The sequence below is a fragment of the Pseudomonas sp. 1152_12 genome, from assembly GCF_052850675.1.
In genome coordinates this window covers 71,180-96,337 of sequence record NZ_VXCW01000010.1, presented here as the reverse complement: position 1 = coordinate 96,337, position 25,158 = coordinate 71,180, and the positions used below count along the sequence as shown (strand labels likewise).

Below are 25,158 nucleotides of genomic sequence, written 5' to 3'. Positions count from 1 at the left end.
CGCTTGCGGAAACTCCTGATGAAGCACAACAACGCGGTCCTCGAAGCTTTTACCCGCAGCTCATTGCGCCTGAACAAAGGCCTGATGGTGCTGCTCGGTATCGCGTTACTGTTGGTGTTGACCAACTACTGGTCACTGCAACGCGGGATCGAAACCCGCTACGGTGCGACGCGCTTTCATTTCGCGCGCCTGATGGAGAACCTGGCGGAACAGGAGTCGTACCTCAAGAGCCTGACCCACCCGGGCATCCAAGCCGAACTGCTGCGCGCCACCCAGGTTCAGGTCAGCCTGAAAAGCCGCATGGTCGACAACCACCGCACGCTTTACGAAGGCCAGAAGTATTCGTTCTCGGTGCCGTTCAGCGTCAAGTTCGATGAACAGCAAGTCAGCCCTGCCGCCAGGCCGCAGATTTTTGCCCTGGGCGCGCACCTGACCAGCTATTTCAGTGCCTTCTGGTCCTCGTCGCCCTATGAAGCGCCGCAAACCTTTCTGCTCAATCGCCAGACGAACTACGCCATCACCGTGCCGTCGGTGGGCTACCAGCGCCGGGAAAGCACCGACGAAACCGGCAACCTGGTGACGCTGGTTAACGAGGTGCAACAAACCCTTGAGCAGACGCCGCAACCGCTGGAACAGAACCGCGTTTACTGGCAGACCGGCCCCGCGCCCGAGCACCTGCTGGCTTACATCGGCCTGCCCCTCGACGGCCAGGGCCAGGCGGTGGTCGGCACCCTGCTCGACATGGCTCAAGTCGACGACGTGCAGCGCGCCTTGGAACACTCGGCATTTGACCGCTTTACCCTGATTGCCCCCGATGGCAACCGGTTGATCGGCCCCGAAGTGGGAGCGCCGCTCAGCGATGGCGTGCATTTCAACGCAGACGGCTTTGAGTTCAAGATTACCCAGGCGGGCGACAAGCCCTGGAGCGCGATCTATGGCCTGAACTACTCACACTTCTTTCATTCGGCTTTGTGGCCGTTGAGCACCCTCGCGCTGCTGCTAGGCAGCCTGATTACCCTGGGCTGGGCCGGCAGCCGCTGGTACCGGCGCCAGGTTATTGCGCCGGCGCGCCTGGCCCACGAGCGGATTGCCGAAAGCGTGGCATTCAGCCGCGTGATTATCGACACCGCCCCCACCGGTTTGTGTGTGGTACGGCGCAGCGACGCCAAGGTGCTAATCGAGAACCAGCGCGCCCAGCAATGGCCGGGCACTGCACGCCTGGTGGCGGCCCTGGCCGGTGTGCACGACAGCGCCGAAAGCGGCGAAACGCACCTGGAGATCGAAGGCCGACACTTGCAGGTCGGCTTTGTCTCCACCCGTTACCAGGCCGAGGACGTGCGCCTGTATGCATTCAACGACATCTCTCGGCATATCGACGATGCCCACGCCTTGGAGGACGCCCGTCGCGCCGCCGATGCAGCCAACAAGGCCAAGACACTGTTCCTGGCGACCATGAGTCATGAAATTCGCACCCCGCTGTATGGCGTGCTCGGCACCCTGGAATTGCTCGGCCTGACCGACCTGGACCCCCACCAGCAAACTTACCTGCACACGATTCAGCGGTCCTCCGCCACGCTGTTCCAGTTGATCAGCGATGTGCTGGACGTATCGAAAATCGAGTCCGGGCAAATGGCGATTGAAGCCGTAGAGTTCTGCCCGCTGGACATGCTCGAAGACACGTTGCACACCTACGCCGCCTTCGCCCAGCGCAAGGGTTTGCAACTCTACAGCTGCATCGATCCGCAGCTGCCGGACTGTGTGATGGGCGACCCGATGCGTATTCGCCAGATCCTCAATAATCTGGTAAGCAACGCCATCAAGTTCACCGATATCGGACGCGTGGTGATTCGCGCCAGAGTGACCACACTCGACGCCGACAACGTCGACCTCGAATGGCAGGTCACCGACTCCGGCGTGGGCATTCCCGAGACGCAGCAGGCCAAGCTGTTCGACGTGTTTTACCAGGCACCCGACACCGCCAGCGAAGGCGGCGCCGGGCTGGGACTATCGATTTGCCGCTGGCTGGCGCAAATGATGGACGGTGAAATCAAGGTGGTCAGCGAACCGGGCCTGGGCAGCAGCTTTACCCTGAAAATGCGCCTGCCGTTGTGCAGCGGTGCCCTGACCAACACACCGCTGATCGAACCCAGCCCAACGCCTGTGTATGTGCAGGCGCCGGTGCGCGAGTTGGCGCAATCGCTGTGTGACTGGCTCAATCGTCTGGGTATTACAGCAGCCCTGGCGGCGTCCACGCCCCAACAGGATAGCCGCCACGCTGTGCTGGTCGATGTGCTGCCCAATGAGCCCCTCCGCTCCTGGCCCGGCCAACGCGTGCTGTGCCTGCCGGGCGCACACACTCCGCCGCAGCACACAAAACAGGGCTGGGTTGTGGACATGTACGACGTGCGCGCCATTACCGCCACCGTGTCGTTGGCGCAGCACGGCAAGCACGAGCATCCGCCGGCCGCCCTACCGCAAAGCGCAGGCCGGCTGGGGCTGCGCATCCTGGTGGCGGAGGACAATCCAGTCAACCAGGCGATCATCAAGGAACAACTGGAGGCGCTCGGCTGCTCAGTGACCCTGGCGGCCAACGGCGAGCAGGCGCTGCAGCTGTGGCAACCGCAAGCGTTCGACCTGGTGCTGACTGACGTGAACATGCCCTTGATGAATGGCTATGAACTGACTAAGGCCCTCAGGGCGCATGACCGGCAGTTGCCGATTATCGGCGTGACCGCCAACGCCATGCGCGAAGAAGGCGTGCGCTGCCTGGCGGTGGGCATGAATGCCTGGATCGTCAAACCCTTGAGCCTGCAAACCTTGCGCGCGCAGTTGGTCAAGCAGTGCAAAGTCAAGCCACCGGTCGAACCGCCGCCCGAGACGTTCGACGACAGCGTGCAGCTGTCGGACAAGATGCGCCCGCTGTTCATCAGCAGCGTGCAGCAGGACTTGCAGCGTATCGGCGCGGCCCTCGCGCAGCGCGACGCGCGCACCCTCGGCCAACTGCTGCATTCGGCCTCCGGCGCCTTGGGCGCGGTGCAGGCGCTCGACTTGGCCCAAGCCTGCATCGAACTGGAAAGCGCACTCAACCGCGGCAGCCTCGACACTTCACTTGAACTCAAGGTGAAGACTGTGATGCAGCGACTGTCGGCCGTCCTGGACACGCTCCAGCCCGGGCACACTTCCCTCACTTGAACAGGCACTACGGACGGCCCTTTATGAAAAAATTCAACGTGGTTATCGCGGACGATCACCCGATCGTGCTGCTCGGGGTACGCGAGCTGGTGGAGCGCGATACGCGCTTTCAGGTAGTGGGCGAAGCCGTGTGTTCGACGGGCCTGATCGAGCTGTTGCAGCATCAGGGCGCCGACATTGTGATCACCGACTACAACATGCCGGGCGACTCGCCCTATGGTGATGGCCTGAAGCTGGTGGAATACCTGAAACGGCATTTTCCGCAGGTGCAGATCCTGATCCTGACAATGATCTCCAATCACCTGATCCTCACTCGCCTGCAAGAGCTAGGCGTGGTCGGCATCATCCAGAAAAGCCAGTTGCACACCGAGATTCAACTGGCACTCAAGGCGATTGCAGAACACAGCGCCTACCGCAGCCTGGAGCCGCCCAAGACCTCGGTGATCGAGACCCTCACCGCCATCGACGAGCGTTTTACCAGCTTGTCGCCCAAAGAGTTCGAGATCCTGCGCTTATTTATTTCCGGCATGAGCGTGAGTGATATTGCGCGCCGCCAGAACCGCAGTTCAAAAACCATCAGCGCACAAAAAATATCCGCCATGCGCAAACTTGAAGTGAGCAGCGATCAGGACCTTCTCGCCTATTGCCTGGCGCGCAACATCTTCAACTAAGCACAACGTGCAAGCCATTCCAACGCAATGGCTTGGCCCTTTATTTACTGGCCTCCCACCCGCCTTGGGGTGCAACTAACCCATCTATTGCGCGGCTTATAAGAATCGTCTTATTCGCTCGCAGCGCCTCGTCTCTTATTCTTTCCTCGCAGTTCAACAACAGCACTTTCCAACTAACACTTACGGACCTCATCATGAAGAAGTTTTCCCTGGCAGTTATCGCCTCGGCCATTATCGCCGCTTCCGGCAGTGCATTTGCCGATGATCCGGCACCGACGCCTACCCTGGGCGGCAGCGGTAAAATTACCTTCACCGGCGTGATTAACAACGACGCCTGCTCGGTAGACGGCGCCAACTCCGACCGCACTATTTCGGTGGACATGGGCAACGTGTCGATCAAGGACATGGGCACCGCGGAAAACCCAACCGCCGGCCGTGTGACCGCCAAAGACTTCAACCTGAACGTCAACTGCAACCAGGGCACCAAAGTCGCGATGATCTTTGATGCCAACAACGGCGGTTCGGGCCTGGTCACCGGCAAAAAAGTATTGGCCCTGAACCCAGGTTCGGCCACCGCGCAAAACGTCGGTATCGCCCTGCTCGACAGCACAGGCACCTTGATCGACCTCAGCTCGACAAGCACCGCACGCATTGAAAGCGCCATGCACGGCCAAGGCACTGCGGGCGGCGACGCCACCCTGAGCTTCGCAGCTGCCTATGTCACCACCGGTGCCTCCGGTGCATCCACCGCCGGTCGCGGTGATGCAACCCTGCCGTTCATCCTGCAATACGAGTAACTCGGCGCCCCGAGCACCGATCGCGCGAGGCCAAACGGCCTCGCCATTCTCTTTGATGACACCGGATAACCCTCATGCTGCCTCGTTCTATCGCCGCAACCCTGGGGCTGCTGGGCATGCTTATGGCTACCCAGGCCGCCGCCAGCATTTCATTGAACGCCACCCGTATCGTGTTTGATGGCGACCACAAGGAAGCCAACATCACCGTGCGCAACGGCAACCAGGATGTATTGATTCAATCTTGGGTCGACATGAACGACGCCAGCGCCAGCCGCGCACCGTTTGCCGTCACCCCGCCATTGGCCCGCGTATTCGCCAAGGAACAGCAACTGCTGCGCATCTTGTACGAAGGCACCGGCATGCCCACGGACCGTGAGTCGGTGGTGTGGCTGAATGTGCAGGAAATTCCCAAGACCAGTGAGGCCGAGAACACCTTGCAGTTGGCCATCCGTCAACGTATCAAGATTTTTTACCGCCCTGCCGGGCTGACTGGCAGTGCGTTGCAGGCGCCTGCCCAGCTTGAATGGTCGCTGGCCAAGCACGGTGCGCAGACCCTGTTGCAGGTGAAAAACCCGACGCTGTACCACGTGTCCATGGCCGATATTAAGGTGCAGGCACAGCTGGCCAGCGATTCGAGCATGATCGCGCCCGGCGAGGCAAAACAGTTCCCGCTCAAGACGCCACTCGCGGCTGGCCCGGTGCAACTGTCATTTTCCAGTATCAATGACTACGGCGCGCAGAACCACTACACCGCGCCTCTGTCAGGCGTCGCCACGTACGCGACTGAATCACGCCTCAAACCCTAAGCCTTTTCTCTAACCCACAGGCTCACTCCACGTGCGTGTTTGCGTGCCCGCCTGTTCGCCAATCAGGGATGCCACAGGTCTTCGCATGTCTTTTCTTTCCAGTAACAGGCCCGCGCGTGGCGCACTGAAGTTGAAGACGCTGTCGCTTGCGATTGCCGCCAGCCTGCCGGCCTGGGCAATGGCTGACGAGGCTGCGGAAACCTTCAACACCACATTCCTGCAAGGCTCGCAGTCGCCGGTCGACCTGCAACAGCTGCTCTCGGCCAACAGCGTGCTGCCGGGCAATTACCGCGTCGACCTGTACAGCAACGAAATGCTGGTGGGCCGACGCGACATCGACTTCAAGCGCAACCCAAAGAACGGCCGAGTCGAAGCCTGCCTGACCCTCGATTTGCTCAAGCAACTGGGCGTCGACATGCACCGTTTGCAGGCCGATGGCAAAATCGACCCGCTGCAGCCGCAGGAATGCTACGCCCTCGCCGAGATGATCGAGGACGCCAGCGTGCGTTACGACAGCAGCCGCCTGCGCCTGATGGCAAGCATCCCGCAAATGGCCATGCAGCGTGGCCTGCGCGGTTACGTCGACCCGCAGTTATGGGATGAAGGCGTGCCCGCCGCGTTCATCAACTATCAGCTCAACAGCAGCCGCACCGCTGGCGACTACCAAACGCGCATCTCGAATAACCTCGGCCTGCGCAACGGCATTAACCTGGGTGCCTGGCGCCTGCGCAACGAGTCAAACCTGAGTAGTGGCACCGGGCGCCCGAACACCTTCACCAGCAACCGCACCTACCTGCAGCACGACGTGACCGCGATCAAGGGCCAGTTCAGCGCCGGTGAAATTTTCTCCGACACCGACCTGTTCGACAGCGTGCGTTATCGCGGCCTCAAACTCGCCTCCGATGACGGCATGCGCGCCGACAGCGAGCGCGGTTATGCACCGGTGATCCGTGGCGTGGCGCAGACCAACGCGACGGTAGAAATCCGCCAGAACGACTACATCCTCTACACCGCCAACGTCGCGCCGGGGCCGTTCGAGATCAACGACATCTACCCCAGCGGCTCCAACGGCGACCTGCACATCACCGTGATCGAAGCCGACGGCACGCGCCGGGTGACGACGCAGGCGTTTTCCAGTTTGCCGATCATGGTGCGTGAAGGTCAGGTCAAGTACAGCCTCTCGGCGGGCACGTTCAAAAGCAACGCCGACGGCCTCGCGACGCCGCGTTTTCTCAGCGGCACCCTGGCCTACGGCTTGACCAGCAACCTCAGCGCGATTCTCGGGTTGCAGACCAGCGAGGACTACAACGCGCTGTCCATTGGCGCCGGTAAGAACACCTCGTTCGGCGCCTTCTCTCTGGACACCACTCACTCCTCCAGCAAGGCGCAGGGCAAAACCACCCAGGGCAGCAGCGTGCGGGCACTGTATGCAAAAACCTTCACCGGCACCGACACCAATTTCACCCTGGCCGCCTACCGCTACTCCACCGAGGGCTACCGCACCCTCACCGACCACGTCGAAGACTCCAGCCAAGACGTGCGCGTGCGCAACGGCCATTCGAAAACCCGCACCGACCTGACCATCAACCAGAGCATCGGGCGCAACAGTGAATTCGGCAGCGTCTACGTGAACGCCAGCGACCAGCGCTACTGGAACCGCGGCGGCTCGCAGAGTTTTTCGGCCGGTTACACCAGCAACTGGGGCGACCTGAGCTACAACCTCGGCGTGACGCGCACCAAGCAAATCGTCACCTTTGGCCAGCCGAGCAGCGACACCCAGGTGAACCTGTCGATATCCTTCCCGCTGGGCAGCCAGGCCCGCGCACCACGCGCGTTTGTCACCACCAGCCGGCAGCATGGCGACACCACCACCCAGGCGGGCATCAATGGCTACGTCGCCGACACCAGCGACACGTTCTATTCGGTACAAGCCGGCCACAGCGACACCAGCGGCGATTCCGGTTCGGTGAATATCAACAGCCGCACCTCGGTGGCGGACGTCAGCCTCGGCTACAGCCAGGGCCAGGGCTACAACTCGCAGAACCTCAACCTCGCAGGCTCCGTGGTCGCGCACGCAGGCGGCGTCAACCTGGGGCAGACCGTCAGCGAGACCTTTGCACTGGCCGAAGTGCCGGGCATCTCCGGCGCGAAGATCAGCAGCTACAGCGGCGTGGAGACCGGCTACAACGGCTACGCGGTGATCCCCAATGCCCAGCCTTACCGGGTGAACTGGGTGAGCCTGGACACCCGCGACCTGGGCGGCGATGTGGAAATCACCAACGCCACTCAGCAAGTGGTGCCGCGCCGTGGCGCAATTGTGGTGGCGCATTACAGCGGCACCACCGGTCGGCGGGTATTGTTTGAGTTGTTTGATGCGCAGCATAAGCCGCTGTCGTTTGGGGCTTCGCTGGAGGACACGAACGGCAAGCAGCTGGCGATTGCAGACCCGAATGGCAATGCGCTGGCGTTGGTGGAAGAGGATCACGGCACATTGCTTATCAAGTGGGGTGAGCAGCAGTGCAGTGCAACCTATACGTTGCCGCCGCAGAATAAAGCGCTGAACTATGAGCGCCAGGCGTTGGTGTGCACGCCTTAAGGGGCGATACCTACACCCTCTCTCTGATGTATAAAAATCCAAATGTGAGCGGGCTTGCCCGCGATAGCCATAGGTATCTACACATCTTTTTTTACGGGTTGAGTGTTGTGGTTGCCGGAGGGCGCTGAGTACATATCCGTTGTTTGGGTCACGGCTGAGTAGGGTTCCGCTCTTACATTCTCTACCGCGTTCCTTCACTTCATTTTGCCGGCCGCAGCAACTGCATCTGCTGCCGATAATCATCCGTCACCTGTCGCGCCTGATTGCTGCTGGTAATCACCCGAGGCGTAATCAACACAATCAACTCCGTGCGATCCTTGGACTTGCTGGTGTTACCAAACAACCAGCGCAACCCAGGAATTTTGCCCAAGTACGGCACGGCACTGACACTCTGCGCGTTGTCCTGCTTAATCAACCCACCCAGCAATACCGTCTGCCCACTTTGCACCGCCACCTGCGTCGACACCGACCGCGTCGAAATACGTGGATTGACCGGTGTATCGCTATTGCCGGTCTGGTTCTCTGCGTCACTGACTTGCTGCTGAATATCCATGTACACCAGGCCGCCCGGGTTGATGCGCGGCACCACATCCAGAATCACCCCGGTCTGCACATACTCGACGCTGCTTAACGTGGAATCGGCGCTGCCGGTATTCACCGTGGTCTGGCTGATAGGAATGTTGTCCCCCACCTGAATCTGCGCGGGCTGGTTATTCATCACCACCAGCGACGGCGCCGACAGCACCTGCGTACGCCCATTGGTCTGTAACGCATGTAACGCCACCTGCAAATTGGCGCTGACGAACGAATAGAACAACGAATCCGATGCTCCCAGCCCCGACCCGCCAGCGCCCAACGCGCCCTGGCTGCCGGACGCATTCGCCACCGTCTTACTCGAAGAATTCCCCGCCAGTCGCCCCAAATACCACTGCACCCCCAGGTCCAATTCACCGGTGAGCTTGACCTCAAGAATACGCGTCTCGATCTGCACCTGAAGGGGCGGATTATCTAGGCGCTTGATCGCCGCTTCGATCTCCTTCCACTGCGCCGGGCGGGTGCGCACCAGCAGTTGGTTACTGCTTTTTTGCGCGGTAATGCGCGTGCCGGCTTCAAGGCTTTTATCCGGCGCAGGCGGTGTAACGTCCGGCGTTTGCTCGGGCTCTTCGGCTGGTGGCGGCGTGTTCTGCATACCACCAGCGTTACTGTTGAGCGACGACAAGGTGGTCGTGCGCAACCCCGGCGCGACCTTGGCTGGCGCGTCGTCCTTGATCGCGTCATTGCCGTAGATCTGCCGCAAGTACTTGGCCAGGTCCGAAGCCTTCATATTGCGCACATCGTAGACATACATCTGCGGTTCATTACCGCCGCCTTCGTCGATGGTGCGGATCCAGTCACCCACCTCGCTGAGGTACTGCGGCTGTGAAGAAATCGCCACCACCGAGTTGGTCCGTTCGATGGGCAGAAAACGCAGCATGCCCGCCAGAGGCATGCCGCTGTCCGGGCCAAACATGGCTTGCAGCTCGGGCATCAACTCGGCCACCGACGCGCGTTGCAGGCCGAACACGCCCACCGACATGCCCTTGAGCCAGTCCACATCAAAGGTGTCGATGGTCTCCTGGTAGTTGGCCAGCTCCTCCGGGGTGCCGGCCAGGCTGAGGATATTGCGCGCCGGATCCACCAGCAAAAAAGCATTCTCGCGGGCGAACGGCTTGAGCAGTTTTTGCATCTCGGTGGCGGAGATATACCGCAGTGGGAACAAGCGCGCAGAGAGCCCGCTGGACGGCACAGCCACGTGCATCTGCGGCACCAGCTTGCCCGCCACGGCTTGGTCGCCCGGCAGAATTACATAGCGCTGGCCTTGGCGGATCATCGCGTTGTCGGTCCATGACAACAGGGTTTCGAGGATCGACAACGCCTGCTGCTTGTCCACCGGTTTGGAGGTGGAGAAGCTGACATTACCCTTCACACCCTGGGCGATGCTGTAGTTTTCGTGCAACAAGTCGCCCATCACACTGTTGATCACCGCCTCGATAGGCTGGTCGGCGAAGTTGAATACGATGTCGCCGCCCTCCTCCTTCGGGCTCGGCGTTGCTCCGGGCGGGCGTACGAACTGCTGGTTGCCACGAATCACCTGGCGTTGCGGTGCTGACTTGGCTTCAGGCTGCGGGCTTTCAGGCGCAGGTGCCTCACTCGGCGAGCGCTGTGAGCCGGTGCCTCGCATGGCTTCGTGCAGCAGGCCATCGTCCGCTTCGAGGCGGTCGGTGAAGGTGCCACAGCCGCCCAATGTGAGTGCGGCGGCCAGGCAAAACGTCGGGGTGCGCATATCAATCAAGGGAGGGGCTCGCGGGGAAGAGTAATCGGGGGCCGGGTGGACGGCGGCGGCAAGCGCTTGGCGTAGAGGCTCAAGGTGTGCGTGCGGCCATCCAGGGCGAAACGGGCGTATTGCGGCGTCAGGTGTTCCAGCCGCCAGCCGTTGGGCAGCGTCTGGCCCACGCGCACGGTGAGCGGGCGGCCATCGGTCTGCTTGAGCATCGCCATTTGCAGGTTGCCGGTGATCATGATCCCGCTGAGGGTCAGGTTAGCCAGGCTCGAGACCCGGGCCTTGCCCACCACGCTATCGGGGCTGCGATCCGGGCTGAATAGCGGCGCTTGCCAAGTGGCGGCGAGGGTTTCCAGCGGCACGCTTGGCGCGACTTTTACGCGGACCGAAGGCTGCGCGCGCGCAGCCGGTTCGGGCAGCCACTGCGGTTCATCGCCGATGCTGCTGAGAATCACCGCCATCAGCACGCCGAGTAACCCGGCCAAGCCGAGCAAGCCCCATTCCAGGGGGCGCAGTGCGCCGATCATCGCGCCACCTGCGGTTGCAGGTAACCACGCACCAGCAGGTGCACCACCAACTTTCCGGCGCCCCCCGTGACGGGCGCCTGTTGGCCACGGCGGATGCGCAGTTCATCCACGAACAGAAACGGCGGCTGGTATTCAAGCTCGTGAAGCACGGCTTCCAATGGCTCGATGGCGCAGTTAAGGGTAAGACTGACCTTGACCTGGCGATACGGCTCACCTTCATCCTGCTCCGGGGTGATCGGCTTACGTTGCGTCAGGCTACAGCCGCCGCCCAGACTAGCGTGGCTGTTGATCAGGTCGGCAAGGCGTTGCATCAGGTCGGCGGCCACCCCATCGGGGTCATCCCCCGGTAATAGGCTGGTGCTGCTGGCCGGGTCTTGCTGCGCTAGCACCAGTTGCTGACGCAACGCATCGCCTTGGCGCACCACAGCGGCGTAGCGTTGCTGCTGTTCACGCAGCTGCTCGGCCTGTTCAGCCATGTCGCGCAAGGGGCCGGCGAACCAGCTGTCGATCAACAGCCAATAGGCTGCGCCGACCACCACGACCAGCAACAGCAAGGCCGCGCCGCGACGTTCACGGGGTGTGAGGGGTCGGCGCATCGGCAGCCTCCTGGCGTAAGTGGGCACGCAAGGCAAACCGGTCCTTGCCAGTGCGCGCATCGGGTTGAATCACCCCTTCGAACTGGGCGTTTTCCAGGCTGTGGCAGCCTTTGATACGGCTGATCAGCGCACTGGCCTTGGCGCTTTGCCCAGAGAACGAAATCTCGCCGCCCTTGACGTCCAACTGGTCTAGCCAGGTGTCGGCCGGCAAGCAGGTGGTGAGGTCATTGAGCAAGGCGGCCAAGGGCGGCTGTGCCAGTTTGCGTCGGGTGAGGTACTGCGCCGCGCCCCGGGTGTTGAGCAGTTGTTGGCGCAAGGCGTGCACTTCGGCGACCTGGGCTTTTTGCTGCTGCACGCTGGCGTGCATGGCATCAAGCACGCGCTGGCGGTCGTTGAGCCACAGCAGCATTGCCGCAATCAACAAGGCGCCGCACAGCCACGGCAGGCGGCGTTGCAAGCCTTTGCCGGCTGGGCGTTGACGCGGGCGCAAGGGCGCCGGGAGCAGGTCGATACCCAAGTGGTTCACATCCACCCGATGGGGGTGCAAGCCTAGAGCCGCGCAGTCGACGAGGATCTGGTCCAGCTGTTCGCGTAAGATCGCCACTAGCGTGACGTGCAAATGAGTGGCAGTGCGCTGCTCTTGGCGCGCGACGAAATACAACTGGTCGGTGTCGAACGGCGTATAGCGGTCCAGCTCATAACCAACCACGGTGGCGAGGTTGCGCGCAGCGGCCAGCGGCAGTTGCACCGTTTGCAACAGCACAGCGTCGGGCGCGAGCATCAACACCTGGCGCGTGCTGCCGGGTGTGACCGGGCCGCTCAATGGCCAGTGGTAAATCTGCTCAGGCGGCTCGTGCAGTACCCGCCAACTCGGCACACAGGTGCGCAACTCTGCGAGCCACAGGCGCCAACCTTGTTGCAGCAGGCTGCCACGCCAGTGCCGGGCAATGGGTTCCAGTCGATTCATTCTTGCCAACGTAGCACCCGGTAGGGTTGCGCGCTGTCCTCCGATGGGCTCAATAAAACCGTGAGTTGCAGGCGTGCCTGATAGCCGCCGGGGCGTTGTGCGTGACTATCAACGACCAACACTTCGCCTGGGTCGGCGCCTTCGGCGTTCTGGTGTGACAGGTTCAGCGCGTGGCGCATCAGCGGGCTGGCGAAGGCAGGATCAGGGCGATCCAGGTCACTCCATAAAGTGATTTCCGGCAGCAATTGGCTGTACAGCGTCTGCGTCATGCCAGGTAGTTGGCGCACTTCTTCCAGCACCCGAAACGGCGGCAAGCCCTGCTTACGGCGCGCCTCCAGGGCCTTGATCAGCTGGCTGGCCTGGGCCTGGGTGGCGCCGCAGGCCAGGGCCAGGCGCGTGAAGTCATCGGCCTCGGCGTTGATCAAGTACAGCTTGCCGCGCTCGCTGCGCAGACTGACGTGCAACTGGGCATCGTCGAAGGTCAGCGGCATGTCACGACCGTCGGCGATCCAGTGCCGATCCGCCATGGCCAGAGCGATACCGGCTTCGGCGGCCAGCACGGTCTGGGTGTGCTGGCGTAGCCACAGGGCCTGGCGGCTTTCCAACTGCACCCAACCGGCCAGGCCGCCAAGCAACACGCTGAGCAAGGCCAGCGCCCAGAGCACCAGCAGCAGGGCGGCGCCGCGTTGGCGCTTCATTCTTCGAGCGCTCCGCTGGAAAGGTTCAGGCGCAGCGCGATCACTTGGCTGACCCACGGCAGCGGGCCGTCGAGGCTGGCGGCGACGCGCACCGCTGCAGGCAGTCGCCGGGGCCACGGCCATTCATTAATCCATCCTGTGGCTTGGCCCAGCGGCGATACGCCGCGATAACTGAACTGCAAATCCGCGACGTTTTTCAGCAGCACTTGCGGTTCACTGCGGGCCAAGTTGGTGTGGGATTCCAACTGAGAAAACGCCACCTGCAATTGCTGCTCGCGCTGTTGCAAGGTGAACCGCTGAATCCCACCACCGAGCACGCCCGGCAAGGTCGCCACAAACTGCAAGCGCTTGGGTGTGCCGAGGAAAAACCCGTCCGTCTGGCTGTCGTCTTCGGTGACATCCAACGGCAGCGCCTCGCTGATCGCCGCGCGCAGAAACTGCTGCGCGGCGCGCATCTCATCCAGGCTGGCGGTGTAGCGCTGGGCCTTGGCCACCGCGCGATTAGCGCCGAGCAACGCACCGCCCACCAGCACCAGCAACACCGCAAGCAGGCTTAGCACCACGAGGATTTCCAGCAAGGTGAAACCCTGCTCGCAGCGCTTCACAGGCGCGCCCTCAAGGTACTGAAATGGGCGTGGTGCGGCCCTTCGCTGACGGTCAGGTCGAGGCGAAAAACATGCGACTGTTGTCGGGAGCGGGTCAGTTGCCAGTGGATGCCGTCCAAGTCACCTTGGCTGATACCCTCCACCAACGGCCCTGCCGCTTCCTGGTCGAGCACGGTCAGCGCCGTATGGGTGAGACGATCGCTGCGGGCGACCTGAGCCAACGAGCGCGCGCTTTGGCCGAAAGCAACCAGTAACACCGTGCTGCACACCGCCATCAGCGTCAGCGCGGCGAGCATTTCAAGCAAGGTGAAACCCGTTTGGTATTTCATGGCAGCGCCTTGGACTGCACGCTGCCGGTCAGCCAGCCAACGTCAATGCGCCAATGCCGAGTGCCATTGGCCACCAGCAGATGGCCGCCGGTGGAACTGCCATCGGGGTAGAACTCAATGGCGGAGCCAGCCCGTTCAGCAGTGTGCAAGCTGACGTGCAGTTGAGACGGCCAGCGGTGCTGCGTGCGGCCCGGTGCCTGGAACGTCATGCCCGGCAAATCGAATTCAGTGCGCGCGGCCGTGCCGCTGATGACCGCGCCCGCCCGGGTGGCGCGCAGCGCGTCGACCATCTGCCCGACCACGCGGCGCTCTTGCGCCACCTGCAAACCTTGGCGTACACCCAGCCCCAGCAACCCGGCGGCGACACCGATCAGCAGGATGACCACCAGCATCTCCAGCAGGGTGAAGCCGCGCTGGTTCATACGCCGGTCATTGCCAATTGCCCAGGTCGGCGCGGTAGCCATCGCCGCCCGGCTGGCCGTCCTGACCATAGAAAATGAGGTCGAAAGCCCCGTGTTCGCCAGGGTAGCGATAACCAAAATCATGGCCGAACGGGTCCTTAAGGTCGGAAGGCTTGGCGTAGGGCCCGGCCCAGCTGGACGCATTGGCGGGCTTGTCCACCAGCTGTTGCAGACTGTTGGGCAGCGCGCCGACATCGAGGGCGTAACTGTCGATTCTCATGCTCAGGCTGGCCAACTGTGCCTTGCCCGCGCCGTATTTGCCTTTGTCCACATTGCCGCCGACCTGGCGCACCACGATGGTCGCGACGATGCCCAGCAGCACGATCACCGCGAGCATTTCCAGCAGGGTAAAACCGCTTTGGCGGCGTGGGGTGATGACTCGCAATCGGCGCATCGGTTCAGCTCCTTGAAGGTTCATATATTGCTGGTCAGGCTCATCAGCGGCAGCATGATCGCCAGCATGATCACCGCCACCAGCACGGCCATGACCACGGTCAGGGAAGGCACCAGTGCGGCGAGCAAACGGTCGATACCGCGTTTGGCTTCGACGTCGAACACGTCGGCGACCTTGAGCAGCATGCTGTCCAATTCCCCGGCTTGTTCACCGACTTCAATCATTTGCAAGGCCAGGTCCGGCAACAAGGGTTGGGCACCGAACGCACTGGCGAGGGTGCCGCCGCCTTTAACCGACTCCGTCGCATCCGCCACTTGGGCTTGCAGGGCACGGTTGGTGCAGACTTGGCGGGCGATGACCAGCGCTGGCAGCAAGGCCACGCCGTTGCTGAGCAAGGTGCCGAGGGTGCGGGTCAGGCGGGCTGCTTCGACCCGTTGCAACAGCGGACCGATCACGCGAACGCTGAGCAGGCGCCGGTCGTAGCGTTGCCGTTGCAGCGGATCGCGCAGACGCGCCGCCACGATCCAGCTGGCGGTGATGATCGCGGTCAGTAACACCAAGCCATAGGCGCCGAGGAACTGGCCCAGCGCCAGAATCACTTCGGTGATCAGCGGAACCGGCACACCCAAGTCCTGGAAAATCGGCACAAATTGCGGCACCACATACGCAAGCAACAGCGCCAGCGAACCCAACACGCCGACCACTAGGAACGCCGGGTAGATCAGCGCATTAATCACTTCGCCGCGCAGCAACTGGCTGCGCTCCAGATAGTCGCTGAGTTGGCGCAAGGTGCTTTGCAGCGCGCCGCCCGCTTCACCGGCGCGCACCAGGCTCAGGTACAGCGGCGAGAAGCTGTCGCCCTCCTCCTCCAGCGCGGCGGATAACGGTTTGCCCGCTTTGACATGGTCGCGGATGCGCTCGATCAGCGCGCGCACCTGGGGTTGGCCGGGCTGCTTAAGCAGCACGCTCAGCGAGCGCTCCAGCGGCTGACCGGCGCCCAGTAAGGTGGCCAGTTGCTGGGTAAAACTCACCAGTGCCGCGCCCTTCAATTGCCCGCGCGTGTTGCGCAACCTCGGGCTGCCCGCCGTTTCGATGTGCAGCAGCAACAGGCCGCGTTTGTGCAGGACGGCGATGGCGGCGGCTTGGTCCTGGGCTTGCAGCGTGCCGCTCTGGGCCACGCCCTGGCTGTCCAACGCGCGAAACTTGAAGCGGCTCACACGCCGTCTCCACGGGTCACGCGCAGCACTTCTTGCAACGAGGTAATGCCCGCCAGCGCCTGGCGCAAGCCTTCTTCATGCAAGGTGCGCAAACCGGCGCGGCGCGCGGCCTGCTCCAGGGTGGCGGCGTCGGCGTGACGCATCAGCAGGCTGCGCAGTTCGTCGTTCATCACCAGCAGTTCGGTGATGGCGCTGCGGCCGTGGTAACGGCCTTGGTAGAGCAGGATCGGGCGTTGGTCGGTCAGGCGATCCAGGCCATGTTCCTCGATCAACTCCGGCGGCGCAGCAAACGCCACACGGGTCGAAGGGTCCAGGCGCCGCACCAGGCGCTGGGCGAGAATGCCGCTGACCGTTGAGGCGATCAGGTAGCTTTCCACGCCCATGTCCAGCAGCCGCGTGATGCTCGCGGCGGCGCTGTTGGTGTGCAAGGTTGAGAGTACAAGGTGGCCGGTGAGTGAAGATTGGATGGCGATGCGGCAGGTTTCCAGATCGCGGATTTCGCCGATCATGATCACGTCCGGGTCCTGGCGCACGATGGAGCGTAGCGCGCCGGCGAAGTCCAGGCCGATGGCTGGCTTGACCTGGATCTGGTTGATGCCTTCGAGCTGGTATTCCACCGGGTCTTCGACGGTGATGATCTTGCGTTCGGCGGTGTTGAGCCGCGACAACGCGGTATAAAGCGTGGTGGTTTTGCCGGAGCCGGTAGGCCCGGTGACCAGCAGGACACCGTGGGGGCGTTCGAGCAGGTCGAGAAACGCCGCCAGGCGCTGGCCGTCAAAGCCCAAGCTCTGGAAGTCGAATTGAACGGTTTGCCGGTCGAGCAGGCGCATCACCACCGATTCGCCAAAACTGGTGGGCACCGTGGACACGCGCAAATCCAGCGCCTTGCCCTGGATGCGCAGCATGATCCGCCCATCTTGGGGCAGGCGCCGTTCGGCGATGTCCAGGCGCGCCATGATCTTCACCCGCGAGATCACCGCCGCCGACGAACTGGCCGGCGGCGCCTCGGCGTCGTGCAGCACGCCGTCAATGCGGTAGCGCACCTTGAGCTGGTTTTCGAAGGGTTCGATATGAATATCCGACGCGCGTTGTTCGACTGCGCGTTGCAGGATCAGGTTGACCAGGCGGATCACCGGCGCTTCGGAGGCCATGTCCTTGAGGTGTTCGATATCCTCCAGCGCGCCGCCCTGTTCATCGAGATTTTCGATCAAGGTGCCCATGGCGGTGCGGCCCTGACCGTAGTAGCGCTCGATCAACGTGTCGACTTCAGTGCGCGGGCCGATGGCCAGCCACACTGGCACCTGGCACGCGTAAGCCAGGGCCTGGAATGGATAGTGTTGCGTAGGGTTGGCCGCCAGTACGCGCAATCCCCCCTGGGCCCAGCCCATGGGCACCACCTGGTAGTGGCGCATAAAACGCTCGGTAAGCGCTGGCAAGGGATCGAGCAACGGCGGCGCGGCATCGGCCAGCAGCAGGGGGGCGCCGAGCAGTTCAGCCCAGGCGCGGGCCAATTCGATTTCCGAGACCAGCCCCAGGCGTGTGAGCAGGCCGAGCAGATCGCTGCTGTCAGTGGACAGGCGCCGGGCGCGGTCCAGGTCGACGCTTTTCAGCCCGGCGTGCCGCATCAGCCACGCGCACACTGGGTCGGTGTGCGGGATCTGCATATGGCAGGCATCGATGAGCGTTGACGACATAGTGTGGGGGTCTAGTTGCGAGAAAGTATGGCTATTTGGAACTACTGGACACTGCCATAACAATGCCATTAGTTCGCCACGCCGCAGTCGGAGTTAACTGGGTTAATCGACTTTAAGTTGCAAATCTAGTTCCGGAAGGCGAGAAACAAACTGAAATGAATAGACTTAAGCTATCCCGATTTTCCAGTACAGCCCTTTATTTACAAGGCTCACAGGTGACAGTAGGGATTGGCTAATTGCAATTAGCCACTTCGCTAATTATTGACACGCTTTCAAACAGCGGCTCAACAAACTCCATCTTCATAGGATAAACCACCCAAACTTTCACATAACGTCAGGCGTGAGTTCGGGTACTTTTCTCCACCAGGCACATCGGCGTGCCGGCCCCCGGTTCACGCATGATCTGCACGTGCACATCGAACACTTGGCGCATCAATTCGGCACTGATCACCGCTGACGGCGCACCGTCGGCGACCAGCTTGCCGCCATGCATCACCGCCAGGTGGTCGGCATAGCGGCAGGCCTGGTTAATGTCGTGGAGCACGGTGACGACGGTTTTACCTTCGGCGGCCAGCGCTCCCATCAGGTCGAGCAGTTCTACCTGGTGGCTGATGTCGAGGTAGGTGGTGGGCTCGTCGAGCAACACCACCGGCGCGTTCTGCGCCAGCACCATGGCCAGCCAAGCACGTTGGCGCTGGCCGCCGGACAAGTCCGCCAGGGCGCGGTCGGTCAGGTTGTCCAGTTCCAAGCGTTGTATGGCCTGAGTCACGTGGGCTTGATCGCTACCGCTCAGGCGGCCCCACAGCGAATTATGCGGGCTGCGCCCGTAAGCGACCAGTTGGCGCACGCTGACACCCTCCGGCACCGGCAATACCTGGGGCAAAAACGCGATCTGCTGTGCTAGCTGGCGAGCGGACAGGCTGGCGTAGGCTTGGCCACCCAGCGTCAACTCGCCCTGGGTCGGCTTGAGGATCCGCGCGAAGGCCTTGAGCAACGTGGACTTGCCGCAGCCGTTGGGGCCGATTAATGCTGTGACCTTCCCAGCCGGTGGAGCGAACGACAACCCTTGCACGATGCGCGTGGCACCGTAGCCGATGTGGAGTTGATGTGCCTGCAGAATACTCATGTCATCAGCCCTTGAACCGTGCCAGCAACCAAAGAAAATACGGCGCGCCAATCACCGCAGTGAGTACCCCTGCCGGGATTTCGCTGGGCGCGATCAACGTGCGCCCGAGGGTGTCGGCCAGCACCAGCAACAACGCACCGATCAGCATGGCAGCCGGCAGCAGGTACTGGTGATGCCCGCCGACCAGGCGCCGCGCCATGTGCGGCGCGACCAGGCCGATAAACCCAATCGGCCCGATCACCCCCACGCCCAGGCTGGTCAGCACCACCGCGCAGGCCATCGCCAGCCAGCGCGTGCGGGTCAGCGCGGTGCCCAGGCTGTGGGCGGCTTCGTCGCCGAGGGCGATCAGGTTCAGCGGTTTGGCCAGGCACAGGCCCAGCGCAATCAGCGGCAGGAACGGCAACACCAGCGCCACATGGTGCCAGTTGCGGCTCCACAAACTGCCGGTGAGTGCGAGCAAGGCGGTGTTGATATCCAGCGGATGGGACAGAATCAAGAACTCGGTGACGCTGGACAAGGTCACTGCAATCGCCACACCCGAGAGCGCAAACCGCACCCCGGAAAAACTCACGCCGGTGTTGTACAAGGCGAGCAACAAGGCGCCACCGGCGCCGCCCAGGCAGGCCACCAGTGGCAACCAGGCAATCGTCATGTGCGGCCAACTGATGATCGCCACCGTCAGCGCCAGCCCAGCGCCTTGGGTGACGCCGAGGATTTCCGGCGAGGCCAGCGGGTTGCGAATCACCCCCTGCACGATCGCCCCGGCCAGGCCAAACGCGCAACCGGAGAGGATCGCGATCAGGCTGCGCGGCAGGCGGTGGTTCCAGACTTCGAAGTCGAGGGCATTATGGGCCAGCAAGCGCTCCAGCACCGTTTGCGGCGTGAGCCACAAGGTGCCGGCACTGAGGCTGATAAAAGTCGCGACCAGCAACCCGCCGAGCAGCAGCCACAGGCGTAATCGTGGCTGAGTCATAACGCGCGCCTGGCGAGAAAGAGGAAAAACGGTGCGCCGATCAGTGCGGTGACCACACCGGCGGGCGTTTCCACTGGAAAGGCCACAGCGCGACTGAGCAAGTCGGCGCCCAGTACGATCACCGCGCCCAACGCCGCGCTCAGCGGGATCAGCCAACGGTAGTCATTGCCGAGAAATTGCCGAATGATATTCGGTGCGATCAGCCCGACGAAACCGATGGGGCCGACGGCGCAGACACTCGCGCCCACCAGCAACAGACTGGCGATAAACACCTGTAAGCGCAGGCTGCCGATGCCGACGCCCAACGAACGTGCGGCATCTTCACCAAGGTTGATCAGGTTCAGGCGCGGCGCGCACCACAGCGCCCACAGACCACCGATCAAGGTGCAAGGCAAGAGCAGTTGCACCTGGGCTGCGCCGACGTTGGCTAACGATCCAGCCAGCCAGTTCAGCACGCTTTGAGCCTGGGCTTCGACCAGAATCACCGTGAGCCGGGTCAGTGCCGCGCACAATGCGGCGACGGCCACGCCGGCCAATACCAATCGTCCTTGGGCGGTGGTCGGCGACCACGCACCGCCCAGGCTGAATACGGTGACCCAGGCCAATGCGCCGCCCAGGCAGGTCATCAACAACGCGCCACCGGCAAAGGGTGGCGCGACCAAGCCGGTCGAGAACAGCGCCAACCCCAACGCCGCACCCGCCGTCACGCCAAACAGCGACGGTGAGGCCAGACGGTTGCGCGTAATGCCCTGCATCAGCGCACCGCCCAGGCCCAGACAGGCACCGACCAATGCCGCGCACACGGCCCGAGGCACCCGCAGCTGGGCGACGATATAGGCCATATTGCCGCCTACGCGCCCCTGATGAACCAGGCCATTCCAGGCATCTGCGGTGGTGAGGGTGAACGGCGACCAGCTGTACAACGAGAGCCAGAACAACAAGGCGCCCAGCAGCACAATGCTTGCCGCCGCGAGACTTCGCCGCATACTTATTGGCTCAATACGGCTTTGCCGCCTTTGAGAATCGCCAGGGCATCTTCGGCAATTTGCTCCGAAGCCAATACACCACGGTTGCGTGCCCAGCTGTCGCCGTCGACTTCAGCCACATGGTGATTGCGCACGGCACCTAGCACCTGCCACAGCGGCTGCTTGCTCCAGGTGTCGACAATGCTTGGACGCCGGTAATGCCCCACCAGCAACCACCCCGGGTCCAGCGCGAGCAGTTGTTCCAGGCTGACGAACTCGGTTGGCGCGGCCTTGGCACGTACCGACGGTACTTTCAGGCCGATGGCTTCGAGCACGCTACCGGCGTAGGAGTCCGGGCCGTGTACGGAAAAACTGTCTTCCCGCGCGACGCCAAACAACACGCTGGCGCCCGCCGGGATTTGCTTGGCAATCGCCTGCAAGTGCTCGCGGTTCTGTGCGATGCGCGCCTCCATCTGCGTGCTTTTGCCCAAGGCCTTGCCGATCAGCTCGGCAGACTTCAGGCTGCCTTGGTAGTCCTCACCGCGCGACGGCAACAGCAAGGTCGGCGCGATGCTCGACAGGTCGCTGTACAACGCTTGATGGCGATTGAGGTCGGCGACGATCAGGTCGGGCTTGAGCCGCGCGATGTCCTCGATGCTCGGTTGCGAGCGCAGGCCCACGGATGTCCATTGGCCGATGGCCTGGCGTACACGCGGCAGTACACGGTTGGCGTCGCCATCATCGGCGGCACCGACCGGAGTGACGTCAACGGCGGCGAGGCTATCCAGGAAGGAAAACTCCAGCACCACCACGCGCTTGGGGGTACCCGGCAAGTGCACCGCGTGCTGGCCGTCATTGAGGTCGATGGGCGCAGCGCTCAACACGCTTGAAGAAAACGCCAGGAGGCAGGCAGCAAGGGTCGGGATGGAGCGCAGCATTCGCATGACAAAGACCTCGGCGTTGGAACACCCCAGCTAGACCGTCCGGGGAAAACGGCGGGTACTATTCCATATCGGCGCGATGCAATCAAAAAACATTCTTATTAACGCTTTTTCATTTACCCCCGCTTTGCACATCCTGTGGCGAGCTGGGTTGATGACCGCAAAGGCGCTGGCGTCTTATTTTGGCGCCCATTTCGACTTGGCGGCTGATAAACGGCGGGAAGATTTGATCTTCGTTGATCGAGGTAGAGGGCGCGATTTCTCCCTGGCTCAGGCCTTCCATGTAGTTGGCATACAGCGATATCGCTGCCCTCAAGCCCGGTGATGCCAACGGTCGAAGTCGGCGCCAATTGCAAACTGCCGCACTCCGGCACCGGCCTGTAGGCTTGATCACACATCGGTTGCAGTCTCAGGCCGGAACCTTGCAGCAAATGCGCAAAGCCCTCCTCCACTGCGTAATCGCTGGCCAGGCCAGCGCCGCTATGCCCGCAGACCAATGCCGGGGCCTCCAGCGTCTTGACCCCCATCACATTCGAGTGCTCGGCGAAGATCCCGCGTGCGAGGTTCTGGTATTTGCGCAGGCTAGCGCGCTCGGTGGAGACCGAAACAATGAGGGTGATCAATTTGCGGCTTTTACCGGGCTTAGCACAGCAACACTCGCGATGATCACACCTTGCATACACGCCCCTCATTGCTCAGGATGACGACCTGATTTCAACCTCTGCAAGAAGGCTCGACGCATGAAACTATTGCGTAAATGGCGCGAACACCAAGCGCGCAAGGCATTACGCGCGCTCTCCCCTCTGGAGCGTTCGACGCAAAAACTGCGCAACCGTTACCCCGAATACAGCTTTGGCATAGGTACCTACGGGGACTTGAAGGTTCACGATTGGCACGAAGGTACGACCTTGCGCGTAGGCGCCTACACGTCGATCGCGGGCAATGTTGAGGTGTATTTGGGGGGTCACCATCGCACCGATTGGCTCAGTTGCTATCCCTTTCCGGCCAAGCTTAAAAGCGTCGCCCACATCACTGATTTTGGTGGCAGTAAAGGTGACGTGACCATTGGCAATGATTGCTGGATCAGCTCGCACGCGAAAATTCTGTCTGGCGTCGCCATCGGCAACGGCGCGGTCGTCGCCGCCGGCTCGATTGTGACCAAAGACGTTGCGCCGTACGCTATCGTGGGCGGCAACCCTGCTAAACATATCCGCTGGCGCTTTGATGAGCCCACCCGCCTGATCCTAGAACAGTCCGCATGGTGGGAATGGACAGAGACCGAGGTGTGTTCAATCGCGCATTTGCTCTGCAGTACAGATATCAGCCCGTTTTTGGATTACCTGAAGCAGCGTCCGCTCTCGGCTGACTGAGGCACGCTAAAAAGCGCTACATCAGCAACTGCTGCCCGTTGAAGGGCGTGGTTTTTTCGAGACCTTAAAAAGCCCGCTTTTAGCGGGCTTGCTGCTTTTACCTGGCGACTAAATGTCTCAACCCGCTTGGAAACCACCGATTAAATTGGGTTCTTCACGGAATCCTGGGAAACATAGAAACCAGAACGCCGATTTGATTGATGATGTTCGTGCGAGCAAACACATCTAACAAACCGGCGTTCTTATGCGCGATATTAATACTTTTCTTCCCTTCTGGGAGGGCTTCTCTGTCGTCACTATCAAGCCCGATGGCGACGCCCTACAGATTGATCTGACTCCCCACACTACCCAATTCCCTTCCTGTGGTAGCTACCACTCATGAATATTGCGAGCGAGTCGTTCGTGATTTGCCCATTCTTGGCCAGACCCCGTTTGGTATGCCCGGCCTTCTCGCCGATCGTCTCCAGGCACCTCAAATCTTCGTGTCGCCCATTTCGCATGTTTGAGTGGGCTTACATAGCTTGAATTACTGCGCCCCCCCCCTCGCGCTTCGCCTTCACCTCGTCCTAATAACCTGTGCTCTTTACAGTAGCCAGTCGATTCAGAGTACTGCGGCCCAAGCGTCGATCCTCGTCACGGATGAAAGATACGTCTCTCCCGGATCTAGCTGGCACTCCCAACGGAGCGTGCCTAGCAGTCTGGCCTAACGTTCCAGAGCTTGATTGATGCACAAATCAAGATATCCGGCCCGGCTCATCCCGCACAACTCAGACTCAGAGGCCTGTTCGACCCCTGTTGCTAACGTTGAATTGGCGTCCATGATCATGGCGACGGCGTGCTGATGAATCTGATTTCTACACTCCAAATATCACACCCTCAGATGCTGTCCCAGGGAATCGCGAGAAGCTTCCCCGTACCAGATGATCGGGGAGGTTAATGTGGAAAGCGTTGCTGGGGGAACGGCAGCATCACCCGCCACTACTCGGGCGCTGAGCTCGGGCACGATTGAAGCTGCGAACATGGTATCAGCAACCGATTCACGGGAACCGGTCCTGACAATTTTGAAGAGGAAGCAGGTGTAAAAAAACGACAAGTCACGCACATGAAAAAAGCCAATGCTCTGAACATTGGCCTAAGTCATTGAAAAAATATGGTCGGGACAGAGTGATTCGAACACTCGCCCCCTAGCACCCCATGCCGGCGGACGTTCTGAAATACTTTACACAACAGCTGTTTACGTAGGCGAGCACTGCAATCGACGCCTAACGACGTTGAACAAGGATTAAAGAATCCCCGCAAATTTCCCTACGGGATTTAGACCAGAGAGCCCCTTCACCGGCGCCCTGCCGACCGATTACCAATAAAAGGTCAGCTACAGTTCGCCGCCTCAAGAGGCGCTCATACGCGGGCATGTCTCTTCTCGACCACGTAACTAAAAGGCCCCCACGCCTAGTGAAGGAGTAGAGGCCTATCTTCTAGTAAGCGGAGCTGAGTCGGTAGCGATGGTTGAAACTTTCACAGGAGCCCTGAGAAGGTTACTGCTGCCATCTACGCCAACGTGATCAACCCACTGTGCTGGTGACGTGCTTCAAAAAATAATCGATACCTTTAACTTAAAGATTAGTGCATTGCCCTGTAGTCTTGCTCCGCCATGACTTACCGCCGGATAATTTACAGTTGTGCGCATCTTTATTGTTTAGGATCTTTCCAGAACAATTCTTAGCGGACCAACATTCATTCCGGTCAGCCTCAACATTTTCTTGTTCCTTCTCCTGCGCCGCCTGTGTTAGCGGTGGTTTGTCGTTAGATAACAAGGTTTCGGCATTAGACTTCTGTGTATCGGCGAAGGCCATGCCTTGCCAAGCAAATACGATACTCAATAGTAAGACATTTGATAATTTCATGGCGACATT

The 25,158-nt window shown here is 61.4% G+C and carries 22 protein-coding genes and 2 pseudogenes; 8 read left to right on the top strand and 16 right to left on the bottom strand.

All coding sequences use genetic code 11. The features are described 5' to 3' along the window. Positions 1-18 precede the first annotated feature (18 nt). The 5 genes from FW764_RS19555 to FW764_RS19535 all read left to right on the top strand — a co-directional run bounded on the left by FW764_RS19555 (position 19) and on the right by FW764_RS19535 (position 8,062). A complete protein-coding gene (locus FW764_RS19555) occupies positions 19-3,192 on the top strand; it encodes a response regulator (protein WP_446435263.1) in 3,174 nt (1,057 codons plus the stop codon). Positions 3,193-3,215: 23 nt separating this feature from the next. Beyond that, positions 3,216-3,863: a response regulator gene (locus tag FW764_RS19550; RefSeq protein ID WP_446435262.1), complete on the top strand. Its 648-nt coding sequence runs from the start codon at positions 3,216-3,218 to the stop codon at positions 3,861-3,863. 194 nt (positions 3,864-4,057) lie between these two features. After that, positions 4,058-4,660 carry a fimbrial protein gene (locus FW764_RS19545; RefSeq protein ID WP_083357791.1) on the top strand — a complete coding sequence of 201 codons (603 nt, stop codon included), beginning with the start codon at positions 4,058-4,060 and terminating at the stop codon, positions 4,658-4,660. A 74-nt stretch (positions 4,661-4,734) separates the two neighbouring features. Then, complete coding sequence (locus FW764_RS19540; protein WP_446435261.1) at positions 4,735-5,466, top strand: fimbrial biogenesis chaperone; 732 nt, start codon at positions 4,735-4,737, stop codon at positions 5,464-5,466. Positions 5,467-5,551: 85 nt separating this feature from the next. Then, positions 5,552-8,062: a fimbria/pilus outer membrane usher protein gene (locus tag FW764_RS19535; protein WP_446435260.1), complete on the top strand. Its 2,511-nt coding sequence runs from the start codon at positions 5,552-5,554 to the stop codon at positions 8,060-8,062. Positions 8,063-8,261: 199 nt separating this feature from the next. On the opposite strand, the gene gspD is transcribed toward FW764_RS19535, so the two are convergent. From gspD to FW764_RS19460, 15 genes are all read right to left on the bottom strand, one after another. Next, a complete protein-coding gene (gene gspD, locus FW764_RS19530; RefSeq protein ID WP_446435424.1) occupies positions 8,262-10,385 on the bottom strand; it encodes a type II secretion system secretin GspD in 2,124 nt (707 codons plus the stop codon). A 5-nt stretch (positions 10,386-10,390) separates the two neighbouring features. Then, complete coding sequence (locus FW764_RS19525; protein WP_446435259.1) at positions 10,391-10,909, bottom strand: hypothetical protein; 519 nt, start codon at positions 10,907-10,909, stop codon at positions 10,391-10,393. Next, the gene (gene gspM, locus FW764_RS19520; RefSeq protein WP_446435258.1) at positions 10,906-11,505 is read right to left on the bottom strand and encodes a type II secretion system protein GspM; all 600 of its coding nucleotides are present in this window, start codon (positions 11,503-11,505) and stop codon (positions 10,906-10,908) included. Before gspM ends, FW764_RS19525 begins: the two co-directional genes overlap by 4 nt. After that, positions 11,480-12,472: a type II secretion system protein GspL gene (locus FW764_RS19515; protein WP_446435257.1), complete on the bottom strand. Its 993-nt coding sequence runs from the start codon at positions 12,470-12,472 to the stop codon at positions 11,480-11,482. Before FW764_RS19515 ends, gspM begins: the two co-directional genes overlap by 26 nt. Then, positions 12,469-13,170: a type II secretion system minor pseudopilin GspK gene (locus tag FW764_RS19510; protein WP_446435256.1), complete on the bottom strand. Its 702-nt coding sequence runs from the start codon at positions 13,168-13,170 to the stop codon at positions 12,469-12,471. The genes FW764_RS19515 and FW764_RS19510 overlap by 4 nt, the downstream gene beginning before the upstream one ends. Next, on the bottom strand, positions 13,167-13,775 hold the full coding sequence (locus FW764_RS19505) for a prepilin-type N-terminal cleavage/methylation domain-containing protein (RefSeq protein ID WP_446435255.1): 609 nt from the start codon (positions 13,773-13,775) through the stop codon (positions 13,167-13,169). Before FW764_RS19505 ends, FW764_RS19510 begins: the two co-directional genes overlap by 4 nt. Continuing rightward, positions 13,772-14,104 carry a type II secretion system protein gene (locus FW764_RS19500; RefSeq protein ID WP_446435254.1) on the bottom strand — a complete coding sequence of 111 codons (333 nt, stop codon included), beginning with the start codon at positions 14,102-14,104 and terminating at the stop codon, positions 13,772-13,774. Before FW764_RS19500 ends, FW764_RS19505 begins: the two co-directional genes overlap by 4 nt. After that, the gene (locus FW764_RS19495; protein WP_446435253.1) at positions 14,101-14,526 is read right to left on the bottom strand and encodes a type II secretion system protein; all 426 of its coding nucleotides are present in this window, start codon (positions 14,524-14,526) and stop codon (positions 14,101-14,103) included. Before FW764_RS19495 ends, FW764_RS19500 begins: the two co-directional genes overlap by 4 nt. 7 nt (positions 14,527-14,533) lie before the next feature. Then, positions 14,534-14,983, bottom strand: a complete 450-nt coding sequence (gspG, locus tag FW764_RS19490) for a type II secretion system major pseudopilin GspG (RefSeq protein WP_446435252.1) — start codon at positions 14,981-14,983, stop codon at positions 14,534-14,536. After that, on the bottom strand, positions 14,980-16,176 hold the full coding sequence (gene gspF / locus FW764_RS19485; RefSeq protein WP_446435251.1) for a type II secretion system inner membrane protein GspF: 1,197 nt from the start codon (positions 16,174-16,176) through the stop codon (positions 14,980-14,982). Before gspF ends, gspG begins: the two co-directional genes overlap by 4 nt. Then, positions 16,173-17,870, bottom strand: a complete 1,698-nt coding sequence (gene gspE, locus FW764_RS19480; RefSeq protein WP_446435250.1) for a type II secretion system ATPase GspE — start codon at positions 17,868-17,870, stop codon at positions 16,173-16,175. Before gspE ends, gspF begins: the two co-directional genes overlap by 4 nt. 334 nt (positions 17,871-18,204) lie before the next feature. After that, complete coding sequence (fecE, locus tag FW764_RS19475; protein ID WP_446435249.1) at positions 18,205-18,996, bottom strand: Fe(3+) dicitrate ABC transporter ATP-binding protein FecE; 792 nt, start codon at positions 18,994-18,996, stop codon at positions 18,205-18,207. Between the two features lie 4 nt (positions 18,997-19,000). After that, entirely contained in the window at positions 19,001-19,969 is a 969-nt protein-coding gene (locus tag FW764_RS19470; protein ID WP_446435248.1) for an iron chelate uptake ABC transporter family permease subunit, read from the bottom strand. Then, on the bottom strand, positions 19,966-20,955 hold the full coding sequence (fecC, locus tag FW764_RS19465; RefSeq protein WP_446435247.1) for an iron-dicitrate ABC transporter permease FecC: 990 nt from the start codon (positions 20,953-20,955) through the stop codon (positions 19,966-19,968). The genes FW764_RS19470 and fecC overlap by 4 nt, the downstream gene beginning before the upstream one ends. Positions 20,956-20,957: 2 nt before the next feature. Then, the gene (locus tag FW764_RS19460) at positions 20,958-21,872 is read right to left on the bottom strand and encodes a Fe(3+) dicitrate ABC transporter substrate-binding protein FecB (protein WP_446435423.1); all 915 of its coding nucleotides are present in this window, start codon (positions 21,870-21,872) and stop codon (positions 20,958-20,960) included. Positions 21,873-22,615: 743 nt separating this feature from the next. Here FW764_RS19460 and FW764_RS19455 point away from each other — a divergent pair. The 3 genes and pseudogenes from FW764_RS19455 to FW764_RS19445 all read left to right on the top strand — a co-directional run. Then, the gene (locus FW764_RS19455) at positions 22,616-23,245 is read left to right on the top strand and encodes a CatB-related O-acetyltransferase (protein WP_446435246.1); all 630 of its coding nucleotides are present in this window, start codon (positions 22,616-22,618) and stop codon (positions 23,243-23,245) included. A 244-nt stretch (positions 23,246-23,489) separates the two neighbouring features. After that, positions 23,490-23,670 (top strand): annotated as a pseudogene (locus FW764_RS19450) (ISL3 family transposase); the annotation flags it as partial. Positions 23,671-24,203: 533 nt separating this feature from the next. Then, positions 24,204-24,327: pseudogene (locus tag FW764_RS19445) on the top strand (tyrosine-type recombinase/integrase); the annotation flags it as partial. A gap of 531 nt (positions 24,328-24,858) precedes the next feature. Here FW764_RS19445 and FW764_RS19440 read toward each other — a convergent pair. After that, a complete protein-coding gene (locus tag FW764_RS19440; RefSeq protein WP_446435245.1) occupies positions 24,859-25,149 on the bottom strand; it encodes a hypothetical protein in 291 nt (96 codons plus the stop codon). Positions 25,150-25,158: the final 9 nt, after the last annotated feature.